This window comes from Cellulomonas phragmiteti, assembly GCF_016862775.1.
Classification (GTDB): Bacteria; Actinomycetota; Actinomycetes; order Actinomycetales; family Cellulomonadaceae; genus Cellulomonas; species Cellulomonas phragmiteti.
This window is the reverse complement of record NZ_BONP01000020.1, coordinates 1-18,986: the sequence shown is the minus strand read 5'-3', so window position 1 is coordinate 18,986 and position 18,986 is coordinate 1. Positions and strand designations below refer to the sequence as shown.

Here is an 18,986-nt window from a genome sequence, read left to right as displayed (position 1 = left end):
GCGGACGGAGGCGGACATGGCGCGCACGCAGCGGGCGGAGGCGATGCGTGCGCTGGTGCGCGGGCCCGGGGGCGCGGTGCGCGTCCTGGGTGCGGTCTGCCTGGTCGTCGCGCTGGTGTGGCGCGGGCCGGTCGACGTCGCGCTGTTCTCCCTGGTGCTGGCCGGGCTGGTCGTGCCGCTCGCCGCCGCCGCGCCGCGCCGGCTCGACGCCGCGTACGGGCTCGGGCTGGTCGCGGCCGCGTGGTGCGGTGCCCTGCAGCTGTACCAGGCGGTCGCGTGGCTGGACGTGGTCGCGCACCTCGTCGTCACGGGCCTGGTCGCCGCGGTCGCGTACCTGCTGCTGCAACGTCGCACGGGCGTGGTCGTCGACGCGGGCACCGTGACGACGGGCGCCGCGCGGCTCGGTGTCGTCGCCGTGACCGCCGCGCTGGGCTGCGCCCTCAGCGTGCTGTGGGAGGTCGGGGAGTACCTCGGCAACACGTACGTCGACCCCGAGATCTACGTGGGGTACGCCGACACGGTCGGCGACCTGGTCGCCGGGGGGATCGGGTCGGCCGTCGCGGGGGTGTGGCTCACCGCGCGGCGCCGCCCGCGGGCCGTCGCCGGTGCGTCCACGACGCCCCGCGACGAGCCCGCCGCGACGTGACCGCCCGGGTCAGTCGGCCTTGGCCGCGCCCCACCCGTGCCAGTGCTCGACGACGACGCGGACGCTGACGCGCGGGCGGTCCCGCACCGGGTACGGCTTGCCGGAGTAGTGCGTCGAGAGCCGGTCGATGTCGACCAGGTCGACGTCGTCGACGATCTCCACGACGCGGCCCTGCACGCTCACGTGTGTGTACCAGCTGTCCTGCGACAGTGCGGTCAGCGAGACGTGCGGGTTGCTGCGCAGGTGCCGCAGGCGGGCGCGCCCGGCGTCGAGGTTGAGCAGCACCCGGCCGTCGTCCTCCACGAGGTACCAGGTGGCGACGGTGACGGGGTGCCCGTCGGGGTGGACGGTCGCCATGACCGCCGGATTGGGCCGGGCCAGCAGGTCGGCGACCTCGGGAGGCAGGGGTGGCTGGGGCACGGGCGTTCCTTCCGCAGGGTGACCGGCCCATCCTCCCCGAGACCGCGCGCCGCCGCCCCGGGGCGCCGCCGTCCCGGGGGCAGCGCGGGCGACGGCGTCTCAGACGAGCGCGCGGGCCCGGTCGTACTGCACGGGCAGCGGGAGGTCCGCCCCCAGGGCGAGCGCCGCCCGGTGCGGCCAGAACGGGTCGACGAGCAGCGGCCGGGCGAGCGCGACGGCGTCCGCCGACCCGCCGGCGACCACCTGCTCGGCCTGCGCCGGGTCGGTGATGGCGCCCACGGCGATCGTCGGCACACCGGCCTCCGCGCGCACCCGTGCGGCGTACGGCACCTGGTAGCCGGGGCCGCCGGGGATCGCCACGCCCGGCAGGTTGCCGCCCGTCGAGACGTGCACCATGTCGACACCCAGCGGGGCGAGGTCCCGCGCGAGGCGCACGGTGTCGTCGCCGGTCCACCCTGCGGGCTCCACCCAGTCGGTCGCGGAGACCCGCACCAGCAGCGGCATCGCCTCCGGGACCGCTGCGCGCACGGCCGCCGTGACCTCCCGCACCAGGCGGGTCCGGTCCTCGAACGTGCCCCCGTACGCGTCGTCGCGCACGTTGGAGTCCGGCGAGCAGAACTGGTGCAGCAGGTAGCCGTGGGCGGCGTGCACCTCGACCACGTCGTACCCGGCGGCGACGGCCCGGCGGGCCGCGGCGGCGAACGCCGCGACGACGTCCGCGATCCCGTCGGTCGTCAGCGCGGTCGGCGTGGGGTGCCCGTCCGCGAACGGCACGGGGCTCGCGCCGACGACCGGCCACCCGCCGGCGTCCGGGCCGAGCGGTGCGCCGCCGCGCCACGGCGCGTCGGTGGAGGCCTTGCGCCCCGCGTGCGCCAGCTGGATGCCTGCCCGCGCGCCCTGCGCGTGGACCAGGTCGACGACCCGGCGGTGCGCCGCGACCTGCGCGTCGTCCCAGATCCCCAGGTCGAACGGCGTGATCCGGCCCTCGGGCACGACGGCCGTGGCCTCGACGATCACGAGCGCCGCACCGCCGGCCGCGCGGGAGCCGTAGTGCTGCACGTGCCAGTCGGTCGGCGCGCCCGCGTCGGGGCCGTCCGCGGCGGCGGAGTACTGGCACATGGGGGCCATCCACACGCGGTGGGAGAACGTGGTGCCGCGCACGGTGAGGGGGGAGAAGAGAGCCGAGGGCATGGCGCCATTCTGGCCGTCGTCGGACGCCGGACGTGCTGCCGGAGGGGCGGACGTGGCCGATCTCACGGCACCGCCGGTCCGCGGGTCAGAGGCGGGCGAGGGGCCCGTCGGTCTCGACCGTCTCGGCCCACCCGGACGCCTCCAGCGGCGAGCGGCCCGGGACGATCCGCTGCGTCAGCGGCGGCACGCGCACCGGCCGGGGAGCCGGGTGCACCAGGCCCAGGGCGACGGCGAGCGACGCGGCGCTGTCGTGACGGGTGTCGATGACGGTGGTGGTGCTCATCGCGGGCTCCTCGGGCCGAGGCGGTGCAACGCCTGGTCGTGCTGTCCCCAGGTGTATCGGTACACCGGTGCGCGAGGTTGAACGGATGCGGCGAGATGGTGGGCCGGGCGCGGGTGGCGGGTGCGGACGCGCTGGTCAGGCCATGTCCTCCAGCTGGCGGCCCTTGGTCTCGGGCACGAACCTGGCGACGAAGAACAGCGAGAGCAGCGCGAAGACCGTGTAGAAGCCGTACGCGAACGACAGCCCGACCTCGGCCATGGCGGGGAACGTCGTCGAGATGAGGAAGTTCGCCAGCCACTGCGCGGCGGCGGCCAGTCCCAGCGCGGTGCCGCGGATGCGGTTGTTGAACATCTCACCGAGCAGGACCCACACCGCAGGGCCCCAGGACATCCCGAAGAAGACGACGAACCCGTTGGCCGCGATCAGCGCGATCACGCCCTGCGTGTCCCCGAGGATCGGCTCGAGGACGCCGTCGGCGTTCTCGACAAGGTTCGCGGTCCCGAACACCACCGCCAGGACCCCGAGGGTGACGAACATGCCGGCGGAGCCGATGAGCAGCAGCGTGCGGCGGCCGATCTTGTCGATCAAGGAGATCGCCACGATGGTCACGACGATGTTGGTGACCGAGGTGATGACCGTCTGGGTGAGGGCGTCCTCCTCGGTGAACCCCACCGACTGCCACAGCGTGGAGGAGTAGTAGAAGATGACGTTGATCCCCACGAACTGCTGGAACACCGACAGGGCGATGCCGATCCAGACGATCGGCAGCAGGCCACCGGACGGCTTGCGCAGGTCGGCGAACGACGTCCGGGCCTCCTGCGTGACGGTCTTGCGGATCTCCTCGATCCGCTCCTTGACGCCCGTGACGAGCACCTCACCGAGCACGGAACGGGCACGCTCCAGCTCGCCCTTGGCGACGAGGAACCGCGGGGACTCCGGGATCTGCAGGGCGAGGATCCCGTAGGCGAGCGCGGGGATCACCTCGACCAGGAACATCCACCGCCAGGCGGCCAGGCCCAGCCACAGCTCCTCGGCGGCGCCACCGGCGATGTTGGCGAGCAGCGCGTCGGAGAGCAGGGCGACGAAGATGCCGGTGACGATCGCCAGCTGCTGCAGCGAGCCGAGGCGACCACGGACGGCGGCGGGGGAGATCTCCGCGATGTACGCGGGGGCGATGACGGACGCGGCGCCCACCCCGACGCCGCCGACGAGCCGCCAGACGATGAGGTCGACGGGCCCGACGGCGAGTCCCGACCCGATGGCGCTGATCATGAAGAGCGCGGCGGCGAGCACCATGACCCGGATGCGGCCCTGACGGTCCGCCAGCCGGCCGGCGAGGTAGGCGCCCGCGATGCAGCCGAGCAGGGCGGACGAGACCACGAAACCCGTGAGCCCCGCGCCCATCTCGAACTCGGCGCGGACGGCCACGACCGCGCCGTTGACCACGGCGGTGTCGAAGCCGAAGAGGAAGCCGCCGAGGGCGGCGACGACCGCGAGCATGATCACCCGGCCCGCGTGGTACCGCTCGACCGTCGGTGCGCTGTCAGCCATCGTGTCTCCCCTGCTCGACCGTCCTGTGATGTGTATCACCCGGTCGGACGGTCGGCACGAGATGGCAGCTCGGTGCACCGAGCTGCCGTGCTGGAGCGGGAGGGTGAAAAACCGGCAGGAAAGCGGACAGACCGGGCGCCGGCTCGCCATCCTGGCGCCGGTGGCCCACGCGGAGGTGGGCCCGGACAAGGGGGAACCACATGCGCACCACGTCCGTCGTCGTGACCGTCCTCGCAGGCGCCACGCTCGTCCTCGCCGGACCGGCCCAGGCAGCACCGGCGCACGCGGGACCGCCTGCCCGGCCGACGCCCGTCACCGCGTGCGGGCAGACCGTCACCGGGCCCGCGTACCTCGCGCGGGACCTCGTGTGCAGCGACACCGGGGTCGTCGTCGGGGCGGGCGGCTCGCTCGACCTGCGCGGCCGCACGCTCCAGGGGCCGGGTGCGTCGCAGGGCGGCACCGGCGTCCACCTCTCGGGGGTCGGCGACGCCCAGGTCCGCAACGGCCGCATCGTGGGGTTCTACAACGGCGTGTACGTCTCGGGCCCGGGTGCCAAGACGATCCGCGGCATCACCGCCGAGGGGAACTCCCTGGGCGTCGCCGGGTTCGGCGACATGTTCGACGAGAACGAGGCGGACGTGCGGCTCGTCAACTCAACGGTCACCGGGAACATCGCCGGCGTGTCCACGGCCTACCTGCGCCGCATCGAGATCACCGGCAGCACCGTCAGCCAGAACAACCGGGGCGTCGAGCTCGCGTGGAGCGGCACCGCGGTGGTGTCGCGCTCGACGTTCGAGGACAACGCCATCGGGCTGGTGTGCAGCGTGACCTGCACGGTCGAGCGCAGCACCTTCCGGCGCAACTCGAGCGAGGCCGTGTTCCAGGACGCCGGTGACCTCACGGTCCGGGCGAGCGTGTTCACCGACAACGGCACGGGCTACCAGGGCGCCTTCTCGACGGCGCGCATCGACGGCTCGACGTTCACCGGCAACCAGACGGGCGTCCGCAGCAGCTACGAGCTCGGCCTCGAGCTGACCCGCAGCACGTTCACCGGCAACGGCACGGGGTACGCCGGCGAGGCCGGCACCCCGGGTTCGCCGCTCGACACGCTCACCGGCAACAGGTTCCTCCGCAACGGCGACGGCATCGTGTCGCAGGACCCGGACCTGGAGCTCGGGGACAACACCGCGACCAGGAACACCGGCTGGGGCCTTCACGCACCGAACGCCACCGACCTGGGCGGCAACCGGGCCCAGGGCAACGGCAACGCCCCGCAGTGCGTCGGGGTGGTCTGCGGCGGCACCTCCTGACAGGGGTGTCGCGTCGGGCGGATCACGCCCGAGCGGGTCCCGGACGACCGGCGGCCCGGCAGTCCGGCGTGCGAGCGCCGGGCCGCCGGGCACACCGGGCGGGAGCTGCAGGTGGGCCCCGTGGGGATCGAACCCAGAACCCGCGGACGAGATCACCCGGCCTGCGAGCAGTTCCGGTCAGTCACCCAGGTCGTGGACCGCCGCACCGAAGGCGTGACGTAGCCGGTCGTCGCCGACTGTGGCTCGGTATCGACCTGTCTCCTCGAACCCGGCCCGGCCCGGCAGTGGACCGGGAGCCGGCGCGTCTGACGCCGCAGGTCAGGGCAGGTCCAGCCAGACACGGATGCCCGCGTCGACCGTGACCATGACGTCATCGGGAACGGTGCCGACGTGCTCGACGAGGCACGCGACGTCCACGGCGCGCAGCTGTTCGCACTGCGCTTTCGAGTCCCCGTCCAGGCCGGTTCGTGCGGCAGGCAGCAGCGCCTGGAAGGACAGCACCCGCTCGGTGTTCGACGTCACCGGAACGACTGGCACGACACCGCGGCCGTTCGCCATGGCCCGGTGAGCGAGCGGCGCACGCCCGACGATGACAGCAGGGCGTGTCTTGAACGCTTCCGATCCGACGACAGGATCGAGGTTGACCAGCCAGATCTCGCCCCTCACGGGCGCTCGGCGAGGCCGTCGGCGCTCACCGTGGCCCAGTCCTCAGCCTGCCCGGACTCGGCCCACTCGGCGGTCGCGACGTCGTACTCGGCAAGGAGCTCACGTTCGCGAAGTGCCCGCACGGCGGCCTGGACCGCACCGGACAGCCCGGTGACACCGGGCTGTGTGGCAGCAAACCGGCGGAGGGTCTCGACATCGGCTTCCGGCAAGCTCACGGACACCTTCATACCGAGCAGCGTACGGCGATTCCTACCGTCATTCCTACCGACCTGGAGTAGGCGCGTGTGCACCGCCGCCGGGGAGGCCGCGTTCCCTGGCGCTGACATCGACGATGAGCTGCAAGTTCACGACCTGCCTCGGCGCCCCGGTCGTCATGAGGTCTCCACCCTTCCCGCGGTGGCGCTCCTCCTGGCGGATCACGCTGGCGCTTGACCTCGACGCCGGCGTCGCCCAGCTCGAGCTCGCCGATGACGTCACCGTCGCCATACCCGTCGGAGACAGCGCACGGGTCGGAGAACTCACCACTGGTGACGCGGTCGTCGTGACCGAGGAGGACACCGCGTTCGCCGCGCTAGAGAAGGACGATGGCTCGGTACAGGTGATCTACTCGATCACCGGCCAGGACTCCCCCACGCACTACCCATTCACCATCGACGCTGACGACGATGCGCAGTGGCACACCCTGGGCAACGGTGGCGTAGTCCTACTCGACCAGGCCGGCCGTATCGTGCTCGGCGCAGCAGCGCCGTGGGCGGTGGACGCAGCCGGAGTCGCCGTTCCCACTCGGTTCGAAGTCACCGACGGTGTCATCACCCAGGTCGTCGACCACCGTACCGAAGGCGTGACGTACCCAGTCGTCGCCGACCCGTGGCTCGGTATCGACCTATTCTCGAATGTCTGGCGGCACACTGACCGTGGCGACCTGCGGGTCAACGCGACCAAGTCCACCTGGGGGCAGGCGATGCACCTACCGGCGGCAGGCAACCTCACCATCTTCTTCACCGCAGGATGGGCCGAGGTGGCGGCGAAGCAGCCGCGCGTGACCGAGAAGCTGAGCCTGCACCAGCAGTACGAATGCCACGTCGCCGGCGGATACTTCAACCTGGCTGGGGACTGGAACCTGGAGAAGTTCCGCCCCAACCGGCCCAACGGGTGGGGACGGCACGTCGCATCGCACCGGTGCAACTGGCTGACGGCCAACGGCGGTGAGCGCGGATGACCGAGCCGTCGGCGTCCAGGCGGACGAACATCGCAGGACCGTTGCTCATGGTCACCAGCGCCGTGGCTTCGGTCGTGCTACTGCTGCAACCATGGGCGTCCTGCGAGTACGAGGACTCCTCGTTCGGCTGCGGGGTACCCGACGAACTCATGGGCTGGACCTTCGCCGGGTGGGCACTGATCATGGCCGCCTTGGTCGGCGGGGTGCTCCTGACGGTCCGCGCCGCTCGCCGGAGGGGCTGAGCGGCCTGCGGGCGCGACCGCTATGAGGTGAGCGTGCCTGTGCACCAGGGCGGCCCCCGAGCCATGCAGGCGGGGGTCGTCCCGGTGCTGGGGTCACAAAGCGAGGAGGTCGACGGACAGCCGGTCTCGGGCTAGTTGGGGACGAGCGGGTCGGCCAGTTGAGCACGCCCTCGTCGACCGTGTCGTGCTCACCCGCTGGATGGACCTGTCGATCGAGAGCGCGCGGACGGCCGTGTCGTCACCCCGCGCACCTCGCCCGGCAGCAGCCGGTGCCCGCGAGGTCACGCTGACCGACGCCGAGATCGCCGCCGTCGAAGCAGCGCTGGCCGCCGACCCGGATGCCTCGGACCGCATGCTGTCGGCGGCGACCGGGATCACCCGCGGGCGGCTCGGGCCCTACCTGCAGAGCCGCCAGGTCCTCCACGCCGTCGCCTGACCGCCGCACATCTGGGGGCATGACCCGCTCCTATCGCGACACCGTCGATGCCCTCATCGCAGACGCGACCGGTGACCGTCCATCTGTGGCTGCGACCCGTTTCCTGCCCCAAACTGCCACAAGAGACATCCCGGCCAGCCGCGATGTCAGTCGTGGAGCAGCGTCTGTGCAGTTCAGAGACCTGCGATGGTGGGCCCCGTGGGGATCGAACCCACAACCCGCGGATTAAAAGTCCGCTGCTCTGCCAGTTGAGCTAGAGGCCCGGGACAAGCGCTCCTTCACTGAGACCAGGCTCGAGACAGCTCGAGAGAGAATCCCCTGGTCAGCCGCGCAGGTCCGCGCACCCAGGGTACGCGGCTCGTCGCCAGGCGGGCGGGCTCTCGCCGCTGCGGGCTCGGCTCGGGCCCCTCCCGCACCCTGCCGGCCCTGCTGGTGCCGCTCTGCCGCGGCGCGGGTAGCGGTCGACGCCGTCGACGGTCTCGAACCACAGATCCCGGGCCGTCGAGCTCATGGAGGGAGTGAGATCGTCTCCGGGGAGACGGTCGTCTGCCCGGTTCGTCCGGTCCCTGGTCTCGGCGCCGCGTCGGCACGGTGACAGATCGGCATCGACGCCCACGCGACCTGCGACCTCGCCCTACGGTGCCGCCATGACGACGCACCTGCCGCGACCGTCCCGCCTGCGCTCCGCCGCCGTCGCCGCTGTGCTCCTGGTCGGAGCGGTGGCCAGCGTGGCGACCTCGCCAGGGTTCGAGCGGTGCCCCGAGCCGACGTCCGACGGTGAGGTGAGCGCGTTCTACGGCCCTCAGGAGTACGACGACGAGCAGACCTGGCCCGCGACCCCGTCGTCGTTCCTCGGCGGCGGGTACGGGGCCCGGTACGTCTGGGTGCGCACGCCGAGCTGTCTCTCCGCAGACGACGCCGACGTCCCCGTGGACGTCGGCCTGACCTTCGACGGGCGGGATCCCGAGCCCGTCCCGGAGGACCTGTTGCGCACCCTCACGGTGAGCGACGGGCGCGGCCGGACGTGGTCCGTGCAAGGCGTGGCGTCGTACGGTTGGCGTCCCTCGCCGGTCGAGGGCAGTGACGGGTACGAGGCCTGGGCGAGCGTGACGTTCCTGCTCCCCGTCGACGTGCCGACACCGGTGACCCTGCACCTCGGCGGCATGAGCGGGGCGGTCGACCGGCTCTTGCTCGACCCGCCCGGCGAGGACGGCTCATGAGGCCGCCCGACGCGGCCCGGGTGCCGGGCGAGATCGTGCTGCACCCCGTGCCGCTGGTCGCGCTCGCGGTCCTGCTGCTCAACGACCACGTGCTCAAGGCGGCGGCGCCGGGCTGGGTGACCGGCAAGCTGTCCGACGTCGCCGGGTTGGCGTTCTTCCCGTTCCTGCTGCTCGCGGCGCGCGACGTCGTCACGCGGCGCCCACCCTCGGTCGTCCCGGCGTCGGTCGTGGCCGCCGTGACGGCCCTGGTCTTCGCGGCGGTCAAGCTCTCCGAGGCGGTGCGGGACGTGTACACCGCCGTGGTCGGTGCGCTGCGGTTCCCGGTCGACGCGCTCGTGGGCGGGGCCGTCGCACCGGTCCGGGTGGTCGTCCAGCCCGACGCGACCGATGTGTGGACGGTGCTGGCCTGCGTCACCGTGGTGGTCGTGGTGTGGCGGGGAGCGCAGGGGCCGCGCCGAGCGGATGCGTCACGTCGCCGGCCCCGCGCAGCCCTCGATCGGCACACTTTCGGCTGTGAGCGCCGGGTGCGGGAGGAATGTATCCAGCCTTAGAGGGTAAAGAGTGGTTAAACTCCCTCCAGGAGGTGGCGGTCATGCGGCGTGTCCGAACGTACTCCCGAGCGACCGAGCACGCGACGGCCACCCTCGGAGCGCTGATCGCGGCCGCGCGCCGGGAGCGACGGATGAGCGTGGCGGAGGTCTGCGAGCGGGTGGGCATCGACCCGGGGACGCTGCGCTCGGTCGAGCGGGGGGCGCCGACCGTGGCGATCGGTATGGTCTTCGAGGTCGCCACGGTGCTGGGCGTGCCGCTGTTCTCCGTGCCTGCGGAGGAGCTGCCGGCTCTTGCGGCACGGGCGGCCGACCGGCTGGCGCTGCTGCCGCAGCGCGTGCGTGCGACGGTGCAGGTCGATGACGACTTCTGACCCGAGGCCGCAGACCGCATTCGTGTGGGTGTGGCTGCCGGGGCACCTGGAGCCCGTGGTGGCGGGGCGCCTGGACGTCGACGGTGGCCGGCACCTGTTCACCTACGGGCGGTCGTACCTGGCGCGTCCGGACGCGATCTCGCTGTACACCCCCGAGCTGCCGTTGGTCGCTGGGCCGCAGCCGCCCGCTGACGGACTCGACATGCCCGGCTGCCTCAGCGACGCCGGCCCGGACTCCTGGGGGCAGCGGGTCATCCTGGCGCGTCACCTCGGGCGGCTGGGCGCGTCCTCGGACACCGAGGACCTGAGCGCACTGACGTACCTGCTCGAGTCCTCGTCGGACCGTATCGGGGCGCTGGACTTCCAGGAGTCACCGAGCCGGTACGTCCCGCGAGGGGGCGGGTCGGCGTCGGTGGAGGACCTGCAGGACGCCGCCGACCGGGTCCAGGCCGGCGAGGTCCTGCCCCCGGCGCTCGCGGAGGCGCTGCTGCGGGGGACGTCGATCGGCGGCGCCCGCCCCAAGGCCGTGGTGCGTGACGGGGACCGTGAGCTCATCGCGAAGTTCTCCTCGACGATGGACCCGTACCCGGTCGTCCAGGGTGAGGCGGTCGCCATGGAGCTGGCGGCGCGCGCCGGGGTGGACGTCGCGCGCACGTCGAGCACCACGGCTGCGGGGCGCGCGGTGCTGCTGGTCGAGCGGTTCGACCGACCCAGCGGCGGCGGACGGACCCTGATGGTCTCGGCGTTGACGATGCTGGGCCTGAGCGAGAGGACCGGGCGGTACGCGACGTACCCGGATCTGGCCGACCTGGTCCGGCGGCACTTCACCGCGCCGGCTGCGACGTTGCGCGAGCTGTTCACGCGGATCGTGCTCAACGTCGCGATCGGGAACACCGACGACCACGCGCGCAACCACGCGGCGTTCTGGGACGGGCAGGCGCTGACGCTGACGCCGGCGTACGACCTGTGCCCGCAGGTGCGCGCGGGGGACGAGACCGCGCAGGCGATGGCGATCGGGCGGGCCGGGCAGCGCGCGGCGCGGTTCGCCACGTGCGTGGAGGCGGCAGAGGTGTACCTGCTGGACCGCCACGAGGCGCGTGACGTCGTCGACCGGGTCGTCACCACGATCCGGGATCAGTGGGACGACGCCGCCGACCGTGCGCGCCTGACCGCGGCGGACCGTGCCCTGCTGTGGGGACGGCAGATCCTCAACCCGTCGGTCTTCTACGTCTGAGGTCGTCGCCCGCGGTCGATGCCGGGCAGTCGCCCGCGTCCGCCCAGCCCGCCTCCGCTCAGCCCACCCCACGGATGTCGGGCGCAGGGAGGCCTTGAGCGTGGACGTCCGGCCCTGGTGGCCGGGCGCGGCTGCTGCCACGATGGCCCGCGTGACGACGACGCCGCTCGCCCCGACCGTGGAGAGCCGGGTCGTCACGCCCCGGTTCGCCAGCTGGGGGCGCCGTGTCGTCGCCGCGCTCCTGGACGGCGCCGTGCTCAGCGCGATCACGTGGTTCGCCGCCGGCGAGGGGGCGACGGCCCCGTCGCTGCAGCCGACCTTCGACAGCGGGGGCCCAGCGGACACCGTCCCGTGGACGTCCTCCGCCGTCCTCGCGGGGGCGTGGCTGGCGATGCTCGTGCTGCAGGGCCTGACGGGTCAGACCCCGGGCCGTCGCGTCGTCGGCATCGAGGTCGTGCACGCGCCGTCCGACGGTCCGGTGGGCGGACCACCCGGGGTCCTGCGCTCGGTCCTGCGGTGGTTCGCGCACCTGCTCGACGCGTTCCTGCTCGTCGGGTACCTGCGACCGCTGTGGCACGCGGAGCGGCGCACGTTCGCCGACAGCCTCGCCGACACCGTCGTCGTCCACCGGGCACCGGCGCCGCGGGAGGACGGGCGGTCGCGGGCCGTCACGGCGGCGGCCTGGCTCGTCGTCGCGGTCGGCCTCGCCGCCGGCGTGACGCTCACCGAGTCGGGCGGGATGGATCGTCAGGCCCGCACCGCGTGCCCGCTCGAGGCCCGGGACCCGGGGGTCCCGGTCCGCGTGATGGGAGCGGAGCTGGTCCGCGAGGTCGAGTGGCGCCACCCCGTGCGGCTGTGGACGTGGGTCGCCGGGACGGAGCGGACCGAGCGTGAGGAGCTGCAGCTCGAGGTCCACTGGGACGTGCCGGGGCCGGCCGACCACGAGCGGCCGGTCGTCGTGCGTGCCACCACCGGCGGCGCGGTGATGGAGCACCAGGGGCTGGTGGGCGATTTCGGGGCGAGCGTCCCCATCGAGGCGCGGAGCTCCGGGACCGTGCAGGTCGACGTCCTGCTGGACGGCCGGACGCTGATGTCCTGCACCGCGCCGCTGCCCCCGAGGTCGGCGGACGCCCCTGCGGGCTGACGCCCCTGCCGGGTGACGAGCCGCCGGTCGGGTCCGGGCGGCGTCAGCCCGCGCGTGCCGCCAGGTAGCGGCGCACGGCCTCCGCGGCCACCGCGTGGTCGACGACGTCCGGCTCGCCCGACGTCGTCAGCGTGCCCACGACCTCACCGCCGACGAGCAGCGGCACCGACCCACCGTGCGCCTTGAACAGGTCGTGGTCCACGTCGGCGCGCTGGTCGAACGGCGTGCCCGCCGCCTCGTGGCGCCGGCGCACCAGCAGCGACGGCTCACCGAGCAGGTGCACGACCCGCGCCTTGCCCTCGAGCCACGGCACGTTGCCCGCGCCGGTCGAGCCGGTCATGGCCAGGAACACGGTCTCGCCGCCCAGCTCGACACGCACCGCGAGGTTCGCGCCGCGCTCGCGGACCACCCCGACGGCCAGCAGGCCGAGGTCCACGGCGTCGTCCTGCGTGAAGGCGGGCAGGTCGAGCCGCGGCTCGGCCTCGAGGTCGGCGACGGTGAAGGTGGGGAGCTCGGTCACGTGCTCATCCTGACGCACGCCGTCGCGCGCGGCAGCGGCGGGCGCGCGTCATGCGGGGGAGGGCTCCTGCGGGACGTCGTCGTCGCGGGGGGCGGTGCGTCGCAGGACCACGGCCACGGGGGCCAGCGCGGCCAGCGTGACGACGCCGGCGACGGCGGCACCCGCACCCTGCTCGAAGAACATCTGGAACAGCGCCGTCAGCAGGACCCAGGCACCGATCACCTCGGTGACGGTCTCACCGAGGCGGGTGGCGGAGCGTCCCGCCCGCCGGGCGACCGGCCCGACGACGAGCAGGGTGACCGCCGCGAACACGGGGTAGACCCACAGCAGGTGGAGCAGCCGTCCGGCCCCGCCCTCGGTGGTGAGGCGTCCGACCCCGGGCAGCAGGGCCGCCACGAGCACGGTGACGAGGACGGGGAGCGCGGCGACCCCCACGACGCCGAGCACGAGCAGCGCCGTCCGCGGGACGTCCCGCGTCCCTGGTCCCGGATCGGGTGCCACGGGCGTCTCCTCCTCGTCGTCCGGTCCTCACGCCTCGCGCGGGGGATGACGCTCCCGCCGCGGCGGGCAACGTTACGGCCCCGACGCCCCGCCACCCGACGTGGGCCGGGGCGCGTCGCTCACAGGGCGACGAGCCGCCCGTCCGGCGTCAGCGTCCGCCGACCGTCCGACCCGAAGTCGACCGTCACCCTGCCGGCGCGCACGTCGACCACCCGCCCGAGCCCGTGCCGGTCGTGCGTGACGCGCTGCCCGGCGGTGAACCGCGCCCCCGCACGGTCCCCCGCCCCGCGCCCCGGCAGGGCGGCCCGGGCGACGTCACGCCCGCGGGGTGCGTCGGCCGGTGCGAGCGCGTCGAGGTACGGCGACGGTCGCGCGGGCCGCCCGCCCGGCCGGCCCGCCGCCCACGTCGCCACCAGGTGGCGCCGGGCGCGGGTGACCGCGACGTACGCCAGGCGGCGCTCCTCCGCGAGCTCCGCACCCGTCGTGGCGTACACCGACGGCAGCGACCCGGCCGTCGCGCGCGCCAGCAGGCACGCGTCCCACTCCAGGCCCTTGGCCTTGTGGATGGTCGTGACCGTGACGGCCCCGCGACCGGGCGGTGCGTGGTCCTCCGCGGCCCGCCGGTCCAGGTCGACGGACAGGGTGCGGACGGTCCGGGTCAGCGCCGCCGGCAGGGACGCGACCAGGGCGCGCAGCGCGTCGAGGGCGTCCCAGCGCTCGCGCGCGGCGCCGGTGCCGTCGGGCGGGGCGTCGGGGTCGTAGCCGGCCCGGGCCAGCGCGTCGTCGAGGGCCGCGCGGGCGTCGTCGTCCGGGGCCCGGGACGCGTGCCGGCGCAGGAGCGTGAGGGTCTGCGCGACCTCGCGGCGGTCGAAGTACGCCGACCCGTCGCCCGCGACGACGGGGACGCCCGCGTCCCGCAGCGCCGCGGTGAGCTTGACGGCCTGCGCGTTGAACCGGTGCAGGACCGCGATCTCCTCGGCCGGGACCCCGGCGCGCAGCCAGCCCTGCACGGTCGTGACGACGCGCGCGTCCTCGTCGTCCTCGTCGTCGCAGCGCTCGACGAGCGGCGCGGGCCCGTCGCCGCGCATGCCGACCAGCGCCGGGCCGGCCGCCTCGGTCCGCCCGGCCATGAGCCGGTTCGCCGCCTCGACGACCTGCCGTGTCGAGCGGTGGTCGTGCACCAGGTCGACGGTGACCGCGTGCGGGAACCGCACGGTGAAGTCGCGCAGCAGTGCGGGGTCCGCGCCCTTGAACGCGTAGACCGCCTGCCGCGCGTCACCCACGACCGCGAGCCGGTCGCGCCCGTCGAGCCACGCGTCGAGCAGGCGCTGCTGCGCCGGGTCCGTGTCCTGGTACTCGTCGACGACGAACGACGCGTACTGACCCCGCACGGCCGCGGCGACCTCCTCGTGCTCCTCGAGCATCCGCGCGCACGTGCTCAGCAGGTCCGCGAAGTCGAGCACCCCCGCGGCGCGCTTCGCGGTCGTGTACCGGCGCATCGCCCCGGCGACCGTGGCGAGCGACAGGCCCGGCCGCCGCCCCGCCGCCGTGGCCGCGGCCGGGTACTTGTCGGCGGTCAGGTCGCGGGCGGCGGCCCAGGTGAGCTCGGTGGCGAGGTCCGTGACGAGCGCCGCGTCGAGGTCACCGGCGGACGTGCGCAGCGTCACCGCCAGCGCGCCGCGCAGGTAGCGGTAGTAGGCGCCGCGCCCGTCGACGTCGAGCAGCACCGGGCCGTCGCCCGGCAGGCCGGTCGCGGGCCAGAAGTACCGCAGCTGCCGCATCGCCGCGGCGTGGAACGTGCGCGCCTGCACGTTGCCGGCACCGAGGCGCGCGAGGCGGTCGCGCATCTCCCCGGCGGCCTTGGCGGAGTGCGTCACCGCCAGCACGGAGTCCGCCGGCGTCGCGCCCGTCAGGTGCTGGTAGGCGATGCGGTGCGTGATCGTCCGCGTCTTGCCGGTGCCGGCGCCCGCCATGATGCGCACGGGGCCCGGGGGTGCGACGACGGCTGCCGCCTGGCGGTCGTCGAGGCCCGCGAGGACCTCTTCCGCTGCCGCCGCGCTCACCGTGCGCTCACCGCCCGCCCACCACGTGCTCCTGTCTGTCGTCCGTGGCCCCATGGTGCCTCGTGGGTGCGACGTCCGCGTCGGCTCACCCCGCGGCGGCCCGCCGCACCTGCTCCTGCACGGCCGCGAGGTCGCCCCGCCACGGTGCGCCGTGGCCGGGCAGCACCCAGGTGGCGTCGAGGTCCGCGAGCCGTGCGAGCGCGTCGAGCGCCTGCGCGGGGTCGTCGGTGAACGGTGCCGGCTGCAGGCCGGTCCGCCCGGTCAGGACGTCACGGGTGGTCAGGGCGTCGCCGACGAAGACGGCGTCCGCGACCGGGACGTGCACCGCGATGCTGCCGGGGGAGTGGCCGGGCATGCCCACGACACGCGGCGCGCCGGGCAGGGGCAGCACGTCACCGTCGTGGACCTCGACGACCTCGGTGAGGTAGGTGGTCCGCAGGCCGCCCTTGCGCACGGCGTAGGCGAGGAACCCGAGGACCGCGCCGGGCCGCCACCGCCCGAGGCTCGGCTTCGGCTTGTCGCCGCCGCGGGCGCGGTCGGCGTCGGCGGCGTGGACGTGCACGGGCACGCCGTGCTCGCGGCGCAGCCGCTCGGCGAACCCGAGGTGGTCGGTGTCCCCGTGCGTCAGGACGACGCCGCGGACGTCCTGGACGGTGCGGCCCATGGCGGTGAGCTCGGTGAGCAGCTCGGACCAGTGCCCGGCGAGGCCGGCGTCGATCACGGTGACGCCGTCGTCGGTGTCGACGAGGTAGGCGGCGACGACGTCGTTGCCGATGCGGTGCAGGTGCGGTCCGAGCTTCATCGGGTGCCTCTCGCGGTGGGGGTCGTGGTAGGAATGGCTACGGTAGTTAGCCATCATGGCTAACGTCAATAGCCTTGAGGAGATGCCATGCCCACCCCGGAGCGCACGTCGCTCGAGCAGATCGTCGCCGCCGGGTGCGAGGTGCTCGAGGCCGACGGCGAGGCGCGCCTGACCATGCAGGCCGTCGCGAGCCGCGTCGGGGTCCGGGCCCCGTCCCTCTACAAGCGCGTGCGCGACCGCGACGCGCTGCTCGCGCTGGTCTGCGCCGCCACCGCGGACGAGCTGGGCCGCCGGCTCGCGGCAGCCGACGCCACCGTCGCCGGAGCCGCCCGCACCTACCGGGCGTTCGCGCACGAGCGACCCGCCGGGTTCCGCCTGCTGCTGTCCTCCGGCGCCGACCTCGAGGCCCTGGCGCGCGCCAGCGCCCCGGTGCTGCGCATCGCCGCCGACCTCGTGGGGGAGGCCGACGCGCTCGAGGCGGCCCGCCTGGTCACGGCGTGGGCCACCGGGTTCCTCACCATGGAGCTGTCCGGGGCGTTCCGGCTGGGCGGTGACCTCGACGAGGCCTTCGAGTACGGCCTGGCGCGGCTGTCCGCCGCGCTCGCACCGGCCGGCTGAGAACTGCCCGCACCCGACCCTGCGCGACGGGCGTCGCGGTTGTGCCCGCACGTCGGGTTTGCCACGGTGGACTTCTCACCCCGACCCGGAGGAGCCGCCCGTGCCGTCCCGTGCCCGTCTGACCGCCGGCGTCGTCGCCGCTGCCGCGCTCGCCCTGCCGCTCGCCGCCCTCCCCGCTGCCTCCGCCCCCGCTGCCTCCGCCCCCGTCGCGACGACGGCGACCGGTGCCGCCGTCGGCTCGACGTGGACCACGCAGGACGAGACCGCGCTGTCCCGGGCCGTGCTGGCGGCTGCGACCGCGGCCGCCGCCGGGCCCGACGCGTCGACCCGCAGCCAGGGCGGCCCCCGGCCCGCACCCGGCGGCGCCGACCGCCGCGCCCTCGACGCCGCGGTGCGCACGCTCGTGGACGACGGCGCCGTCGCCGTCACCGCGCGCGTCCAGGCCCCCGGCCTGCGGTGGTCGGGCGCGGCGGGCGTGCGGCACCTCGACCGGCGCCCGCCCGCCCACGTCACCGACAGGTTCCGCGTCGCGAGCATCACCAAGCCCATGGTCGCCACGCTCGTCATGCAGGAGGTCGAGCGCGGCACCTGGGCGCTGGGCACCCGCGTCGAGGACGTGCTGCCCGGTCTGCTGCCCGGGCAGCCCGACGTCACCGTCGAGCACCTGCTCAGCCACCGCTCGGGGATGCCCACCGGGACGGACGCGCTGCTCCTGGCGCGCATGAGCGACCCGGCGTCGCTCGAGCAGTTCATCGACGCGATCGGCCAGGACTACACGGACGCCGACCACGTGGCCGCCGCCCTGGCCACGCCGTGGCTGTTCGCCCCCGGGGCCGGCTGGTCCTACTCCAACTCCGGGTACGTCGTGCTGGGCATGCTGCTCGAGGAGGTCACCGGCCAGGACCTCGCTGACCTGCTGCGGCAGCGCGTCTTCCGGCCCGCCGGGATGCGCCACAGCGACCTGCCCGACGAGCCGCAGGACCGCGGGCCGTTCCTGGTCGGCGCCGCCTACACCGGCGACGAGGGCGCCGGCTGGTACCCGCTGGGGCACTTCGACCCGGACGTCTTCGGCGCGGCCGGGGCCGCGACGAGCACCACGGCCGACCTCGTCGCGTTCTCCGGCGCCCTGCTCACCGGCCGGCTGGTCGCGCCGAGCACCGTCGCCGACATGACGAGGCCGCGCAGCGCGGACCTCCTCGAGTACGGGCTCGGCGTCTACCGCCTGCCGGACCCGTGCGCGCCGCCCGAGGCCCCCGCGTACCTGTACGGCCACGACGGCGCGAGCTACGGCACCGTGAGCGTCGCGCTCAGCTCGCCGGACGGCTCCCGCTCGCTCGCCCTGGGCGTGACGGGGCGCAACCTCAGTGCCGACCCGCAGGCCCTGTACGACCTCGGCGACCTGCTGGTGCCGATGCTGCTGGCGACCTGCTGAGCCGGAGCCGTCCCGCCGTCAGACGCGCTCGGCCGCCTGCTCGTCGATGCGGTGGCGCTCGTCGAGGATCGTCGCGCCGGCGGCGACCAGCTTGAGCTCGTGGGCGCGGAAGTGGTGCCCGCAGAAGTGCAGGTCCGCGCCGCCGGCCCCGGCGAGGGTCGCGCGGACGAACGCCTGGGCGCCGCAGCGGTCGCAGCGGTCCTGCCGGGTGAGCTGCGCGCTGGTCGGGCGGGTGTCGACGGTGGTGGCGTTCATGGGCGGACTCCTCGTCTCGCTGGCGGGGGAGCAGCACTCGTCCCTGACGGCACCGCGCGTTGTGCTCACCTGAACCATCGGCTGCCGCGGGACCATCCCGCAGGGGTGTTCGCTGAGCGGTGAACCGGCGGGACCCCCGCCCCGGCACGACGACGCCCCCCACGCCCCGTCCGGACGGGACGGTGCGTGGGGGGCGTGGCGGTGCGGACTAGCGCTGCATCGTCAGCAGGCCGGGCCGGTACGGCAGGCGGCCGTAGTCGCCACCCGAGCTCGGGCTGCGGCCCTGGTAGAGGAGCTGCAGGTTGCAGGGG

At 74.4% G+C, this 18,986-nt stretch carries 23 protein-coding genes and 1 tRNA gene; 11 read left to right on the top strand and 13 right to left on the bottom strand.

Features of this window, described 5'->3' with window-relative positions; translation table 11 throughout:
- Positions 1 to 16: 16 nt before the first annotated feature.
- Positions 17 to 646, top strand: a complete 630-nt coding sequence (locus tag Cph01nite_RS14610; RefSeq protein WP_203675422.1) for a DUF2238 domain-containing protein — start codon at positions 17 to 19, stop codon at positions 644 to 646.
- A 9-nt stretch (positions 647 to 655) separates the two neighbouring features.
- Here the strand turns inward: Cph01nite_RS14610 and Cph01nite_RS14605 are convergent, their stop codons facing one another.
- From Cph01nite_RS14605 to Cph01nite_RS14590, 4 genes are all read right to left on the bottom strand, one after another.
- Positions 656 to 1,066 (bottom strand): TIGR03618 family F420-dependent PPOX class oxidoreductase, encoded by a 411-nt coding sequence (locus Cph01nite_RS14605; protein WP_203675421.1) that lies wholly within the window; start codon positions 1,064 to 1,066, stop codon positions 656 to 658.
- 99 nt (positions 1,067 to 1,165) lie between these two features.
- Entirely contained in the window at positions 1,166 to 2,257 is a 1,092-nt protein-coding gene (locus Cph01nite_RS14600; RefSeq protein ID WP_203675420.1) for an NADH:flavin oxidoreductase/NADH oxidase, read from the bottom strand.
- Between the two features lie 85 nt (positions 2,258 to 2,342).
- Positions 2,343 to 2,540 (bottom strand): hypothetical protein, encoded by a 198-nt coding sequence (locus Cph01nite_RS14595; protein ID WP_203675419.1) that lies wholly within the window; start codon positions 2,538 to 2,540, stop codon positions 2,343 to 2,345.
- Between the two features lie 135 nt (positions 2,541 to 2,675).
- Positions 2,676 to 4,091 (bottom strand): sugar porter family MFS transporter, encoded by a 1,416-nt coding sequence (locus Cph01nite_RS14590; RefSeq protein ID WP_203675418.1) that lies wholly within the window; start codon positions 4,089 to 4,091, stop codon positions 2,676 to 2,678.
- A gap of 200 nt (positions 4,092 to 4,291) precedes the next feature.
- On the opposite strand from Cph01nite_RS14590, the gene Cph01nite_RS14585 reads away from it, so the two are divergent.
- On the top strand, positions 4,292 to 5,401 hold the full coding sequence (locus Cph01nite_RS14585; protein WP_203675417.1) for a right-handed parallel beta-helix repeat-containing protein: 1,110 nt from the start codon (positions 4,292 to 4,294) through the stop codon (positions 5,399 to 5,401).
- A gap of 318 nt (positions 5,402 to 5,719) precedes the next feature.
- Here the strand turns inward: Cph01nite_RS14585 and Cph01nite_RS14580 are convergent, their stop codons facing one another.
- Both Cph01nite_RS14580 and Cph01nite_RS14575 read right to left on the bottom strand, forming a co-directional pair.
- On the bottom strand, positions 5,720 to 6,067 hold the full coding sequence (locus Cph01nite_RS14580) for a type II toxin-antitoxin system PemK/MazF family toxin (RefSeq protein WP_203675416.1): 348 nt from the start codon (positions 6,065 to 6,067) through the stop codon (positions 5,720 to 5,722).
- Complete coding sequence (locus tag Cph01nite_RS14575) at positions 6,064 to 6,294, bottom strand: antitoxin (protein ID WP_203675415.1); 231 nt, start codon at positions 6,292 to 6,294, stop codon at positions 6,064 to 6,066. The genes Cph01nite_RS14580 and Cph01nite_RS14575 overlap by 4 nt, the downstream gene beginning before the upstream one ends.
- 104 nt (positions 6,295 to 6,398) lie before the next feature.
- On the opposite strand from Cph01nite_RS14575, the gene Cph01nite_RS14570 reads away from it, so the two are divergent.
- Both Cph01nite_RS14570 and Cph01nite_RS14565 read left to right on the top strand, forming a co-directional pair.
- Complete coding sequence (locus Cph01nite_RS14570; protein ID WP_203675414.1) at positions 6,399 to 7,286, top strand: DUF2599 domain-containing protein; 888 nt, start codon at positions 6,399 to 6,401, stop codon at positions 7,284 to 7,286.
- A gap of 426 nt (positions 7,287 to 7,712) precedes the next feature.
- The gene (locus tag Cph01nite_RS14565; RefSeq protein WP_203675413.1) at positions 7,713 to 7,964 is read left to right on the top strand and encodes a hypothetical protein; all 252 of its coding nucleotides are present in this window, start codon (positions 7,713 to 7,715) and stop codon (positions 7,962 to 7,964) included.
- Between the two features lie 187 nt (positions 7,965 to 8,151).
- Here the strand turns inward: Cph01nite_RS14565 and Cph01nite_RS14560 are convergent.
- Positions 8,152 to 8,227, bottom strand: a tRNA-Lys gene (locus Cph01nite_RS14560).
- A 384-nt stretch (positions 8,228 to 8,611) separates the two neighbouring features.
- On the opposite strand from Cph01nite_RS14560, the gene Cph01nite_RS14555 reads away from it, so the two are divergent.
- From Cph01nite_RS14555 to Cph01nite_RS14535, 5 genes are all read left to right on the top strand, one after another.
- Complete coding sequence (locus Cph01nite_RS14555; RefSeq protein WP_203675412.1) at positions 8,612 to 9,184, top strand: hypothetical protein; 573 nt, start codon at positions 8,612 to 8,614, stop codon at positions 9,182 to 9,184.
- Positions 9,181 to 9,735, top strand: a complete 555-nt coding sequence (locus tag Cph01nite_RS14550; RefSeq protein ID WP_203675411.1) for a hypothetical protein — start codon at positions 9,181 to 9,183, stop codon at positions 9,733 to 9,735. The genes Cph01nite_RS14555 and Cph01nite_RS14550 overlap by 4 nt, the downstream gene beginning before the upstream one ends.
- Positions 9,736 to 9,776: 41 nt before the next feature.
- Positions 9,777 to 10,106: a helix-turn-helix domain-containing protein gene (locus tag Cph01nite_RS14545; protein WP_203675410.1), complete on the top strand. Its 330-nt coding sequence runs from the start codon at positions 9,777 to 9,779 to the stop codon at positions 10,104 to 10,106.
- A complete protein-coding gene (locus Cph01nite_RS14540; RefSeq protein ID WP_203675409.1) occupies positions 10,093 to 11,340 on the top strand; it encodes a type II toxin-antitoxin system HipA family toxin in 1,248 nt (415 codons plus the stop codon). Before Cph01nite_RS14545 ends, Cph01nite_RS14540 begins: the two co-directional genes overlap by 14 nt.
- A gap of 151 nt (positions 11,341 to 11,491) precedes the next feature.
- The gene (locus tag Cph01nite_RS14535; RefSeq protein ID WP_203675408.1) at positions 11,492 to 12,484 is read left to right on the top strand and encodes an RDD family protein; all 993 of its coding nucleotides are present in this window, start codon (positions 11,492 to 11,494) and stop codon (positions 12,482 to 12,484) included.
- Between the two features lie 43 nt (positions 12,485 to 12,527).
- Here the strand turns inward: Cph01nite_RS14535 and Cph01nite_RS14530 are convergent, their stop codons facing one another.
- The 4 genes from Cph01nite_RS14530 to Cph01nite_RS14515 form a co-directional block, all read right to left on the bottom strand.
- Positions 12,528 to 13,004, bottom strand: coding sequence for a heme-binding protein (locus Cph01nite_RS14530; protein ID WP_203675407.1), 477 nt, complete (start codon positions 13,002 to 13,004; stop codon positions 12,528 to 12,530).
- A 48-nt stretch (positions 13,005 to 13,052) separates the two neighbouring features.
- Positions 13,053 to 13,505 (bottom strand): hypothetical protein, encoded by a 453-nt coding sequence (locus Cph01nite_RS14525; protein WP_203675406.1) that lies wholly within the window; start codon positions 13,503 to 13,505, stop codon positions 13,053 to 13,055.
- 119 nt (positions 13,506 to 13,624) lie between these two features.
- Positions 13,625 to 15,568: an ATP-dependent helicase gene (locus tag Cph01nite_RS14520; RefSeq protein WP_203675405.1), complete on the bottom strand. Its 1,944-nt coding sequence runs from the start codon at positions 15,566 to 15,568 to the stop codon at positions 13,625 to 13,627.
- Between the two features lie 85 nt (positions 15,569 to 15,653).
- Entirely contained in the window at positions 15,654 to 16,370 is a 717-nt protein-coding gene (locus Cph01nite_RS14515; protein ID WP_203675404.1) for an MBL fold metallo-hydrolase, read from the bottom strand.
- An 87-nt stretch (positions 16,371 to 16,457) separates the two neighbouring features.
- Here Cph01nite_RS14515 and Cph01nite_RS14510 point away from each other — a divergent pair, with 87 nt between their 5' ends.
- Positions 16,458 to 16,988, top strand: a complete 531-nt coding sequence (locus Cph01nite_RS14510; protein WP_203675403.1) for a TetR/AcrR family transcriptional regulator — start codon at positions 16,458 to 16,460, stop codon at positions 16,986 to 16,988.
- Positions 16,989 to 17,088: 100 nt separating this feature from the next.
- Positions 17,089 to 18,420, top strand: a complete 1,332-nt coding sequence (locus tag Cph01nite_RS14505; RefSeq protein ID WP_203675402.1) for a serine hydrolase domain-containing protein — start codon at positions 17,089 to 17,091, stop codon at positions 18,418 to 18,420.
- An 18-nt stretch (positions 18,421 to 18,438) separates the two neighbouring features.
- On the opposite strand, the gene Cph01nite_RS14500 is transcribed toward Cph01nite_RS14505, so the two are convergent.
- Together Cph01nite_RS14500 and Cph01nite_RS19410 are read right to left on the bottom strand one after the other, a co-directional pair.
- Positions 18,439 to 18,675: a DUF7455 domain-containing protein gene (locus Cph01nite_RS14500; protein ID WP_203675401.1), complete on the bottom strand. Its 237-nt coding sequence runs from the start codon at positions 18,673 to 18,675 to the stop codon at positions 18,439 to 18,441.
- A gap of 208 nt (positions 18,676 to 18,883) precedes the next feature.
- Positions 18,884 to 18,976: a non-reducing end alpha-L-arabinofuranosidase family hydrolase gene (locus tag Cph01nite_RS19410; RefSeq protein ID WP_505661174.1), complete on the bottom strand. Its 93-nt coding sequence runs from the start codon at positions 18,974 to 18,976 to the stop codon at positions 18,884 to 18,886.
- Between the last annotated feature and the right edge of the window lie 10 nt (positions 18,977 to 18,986).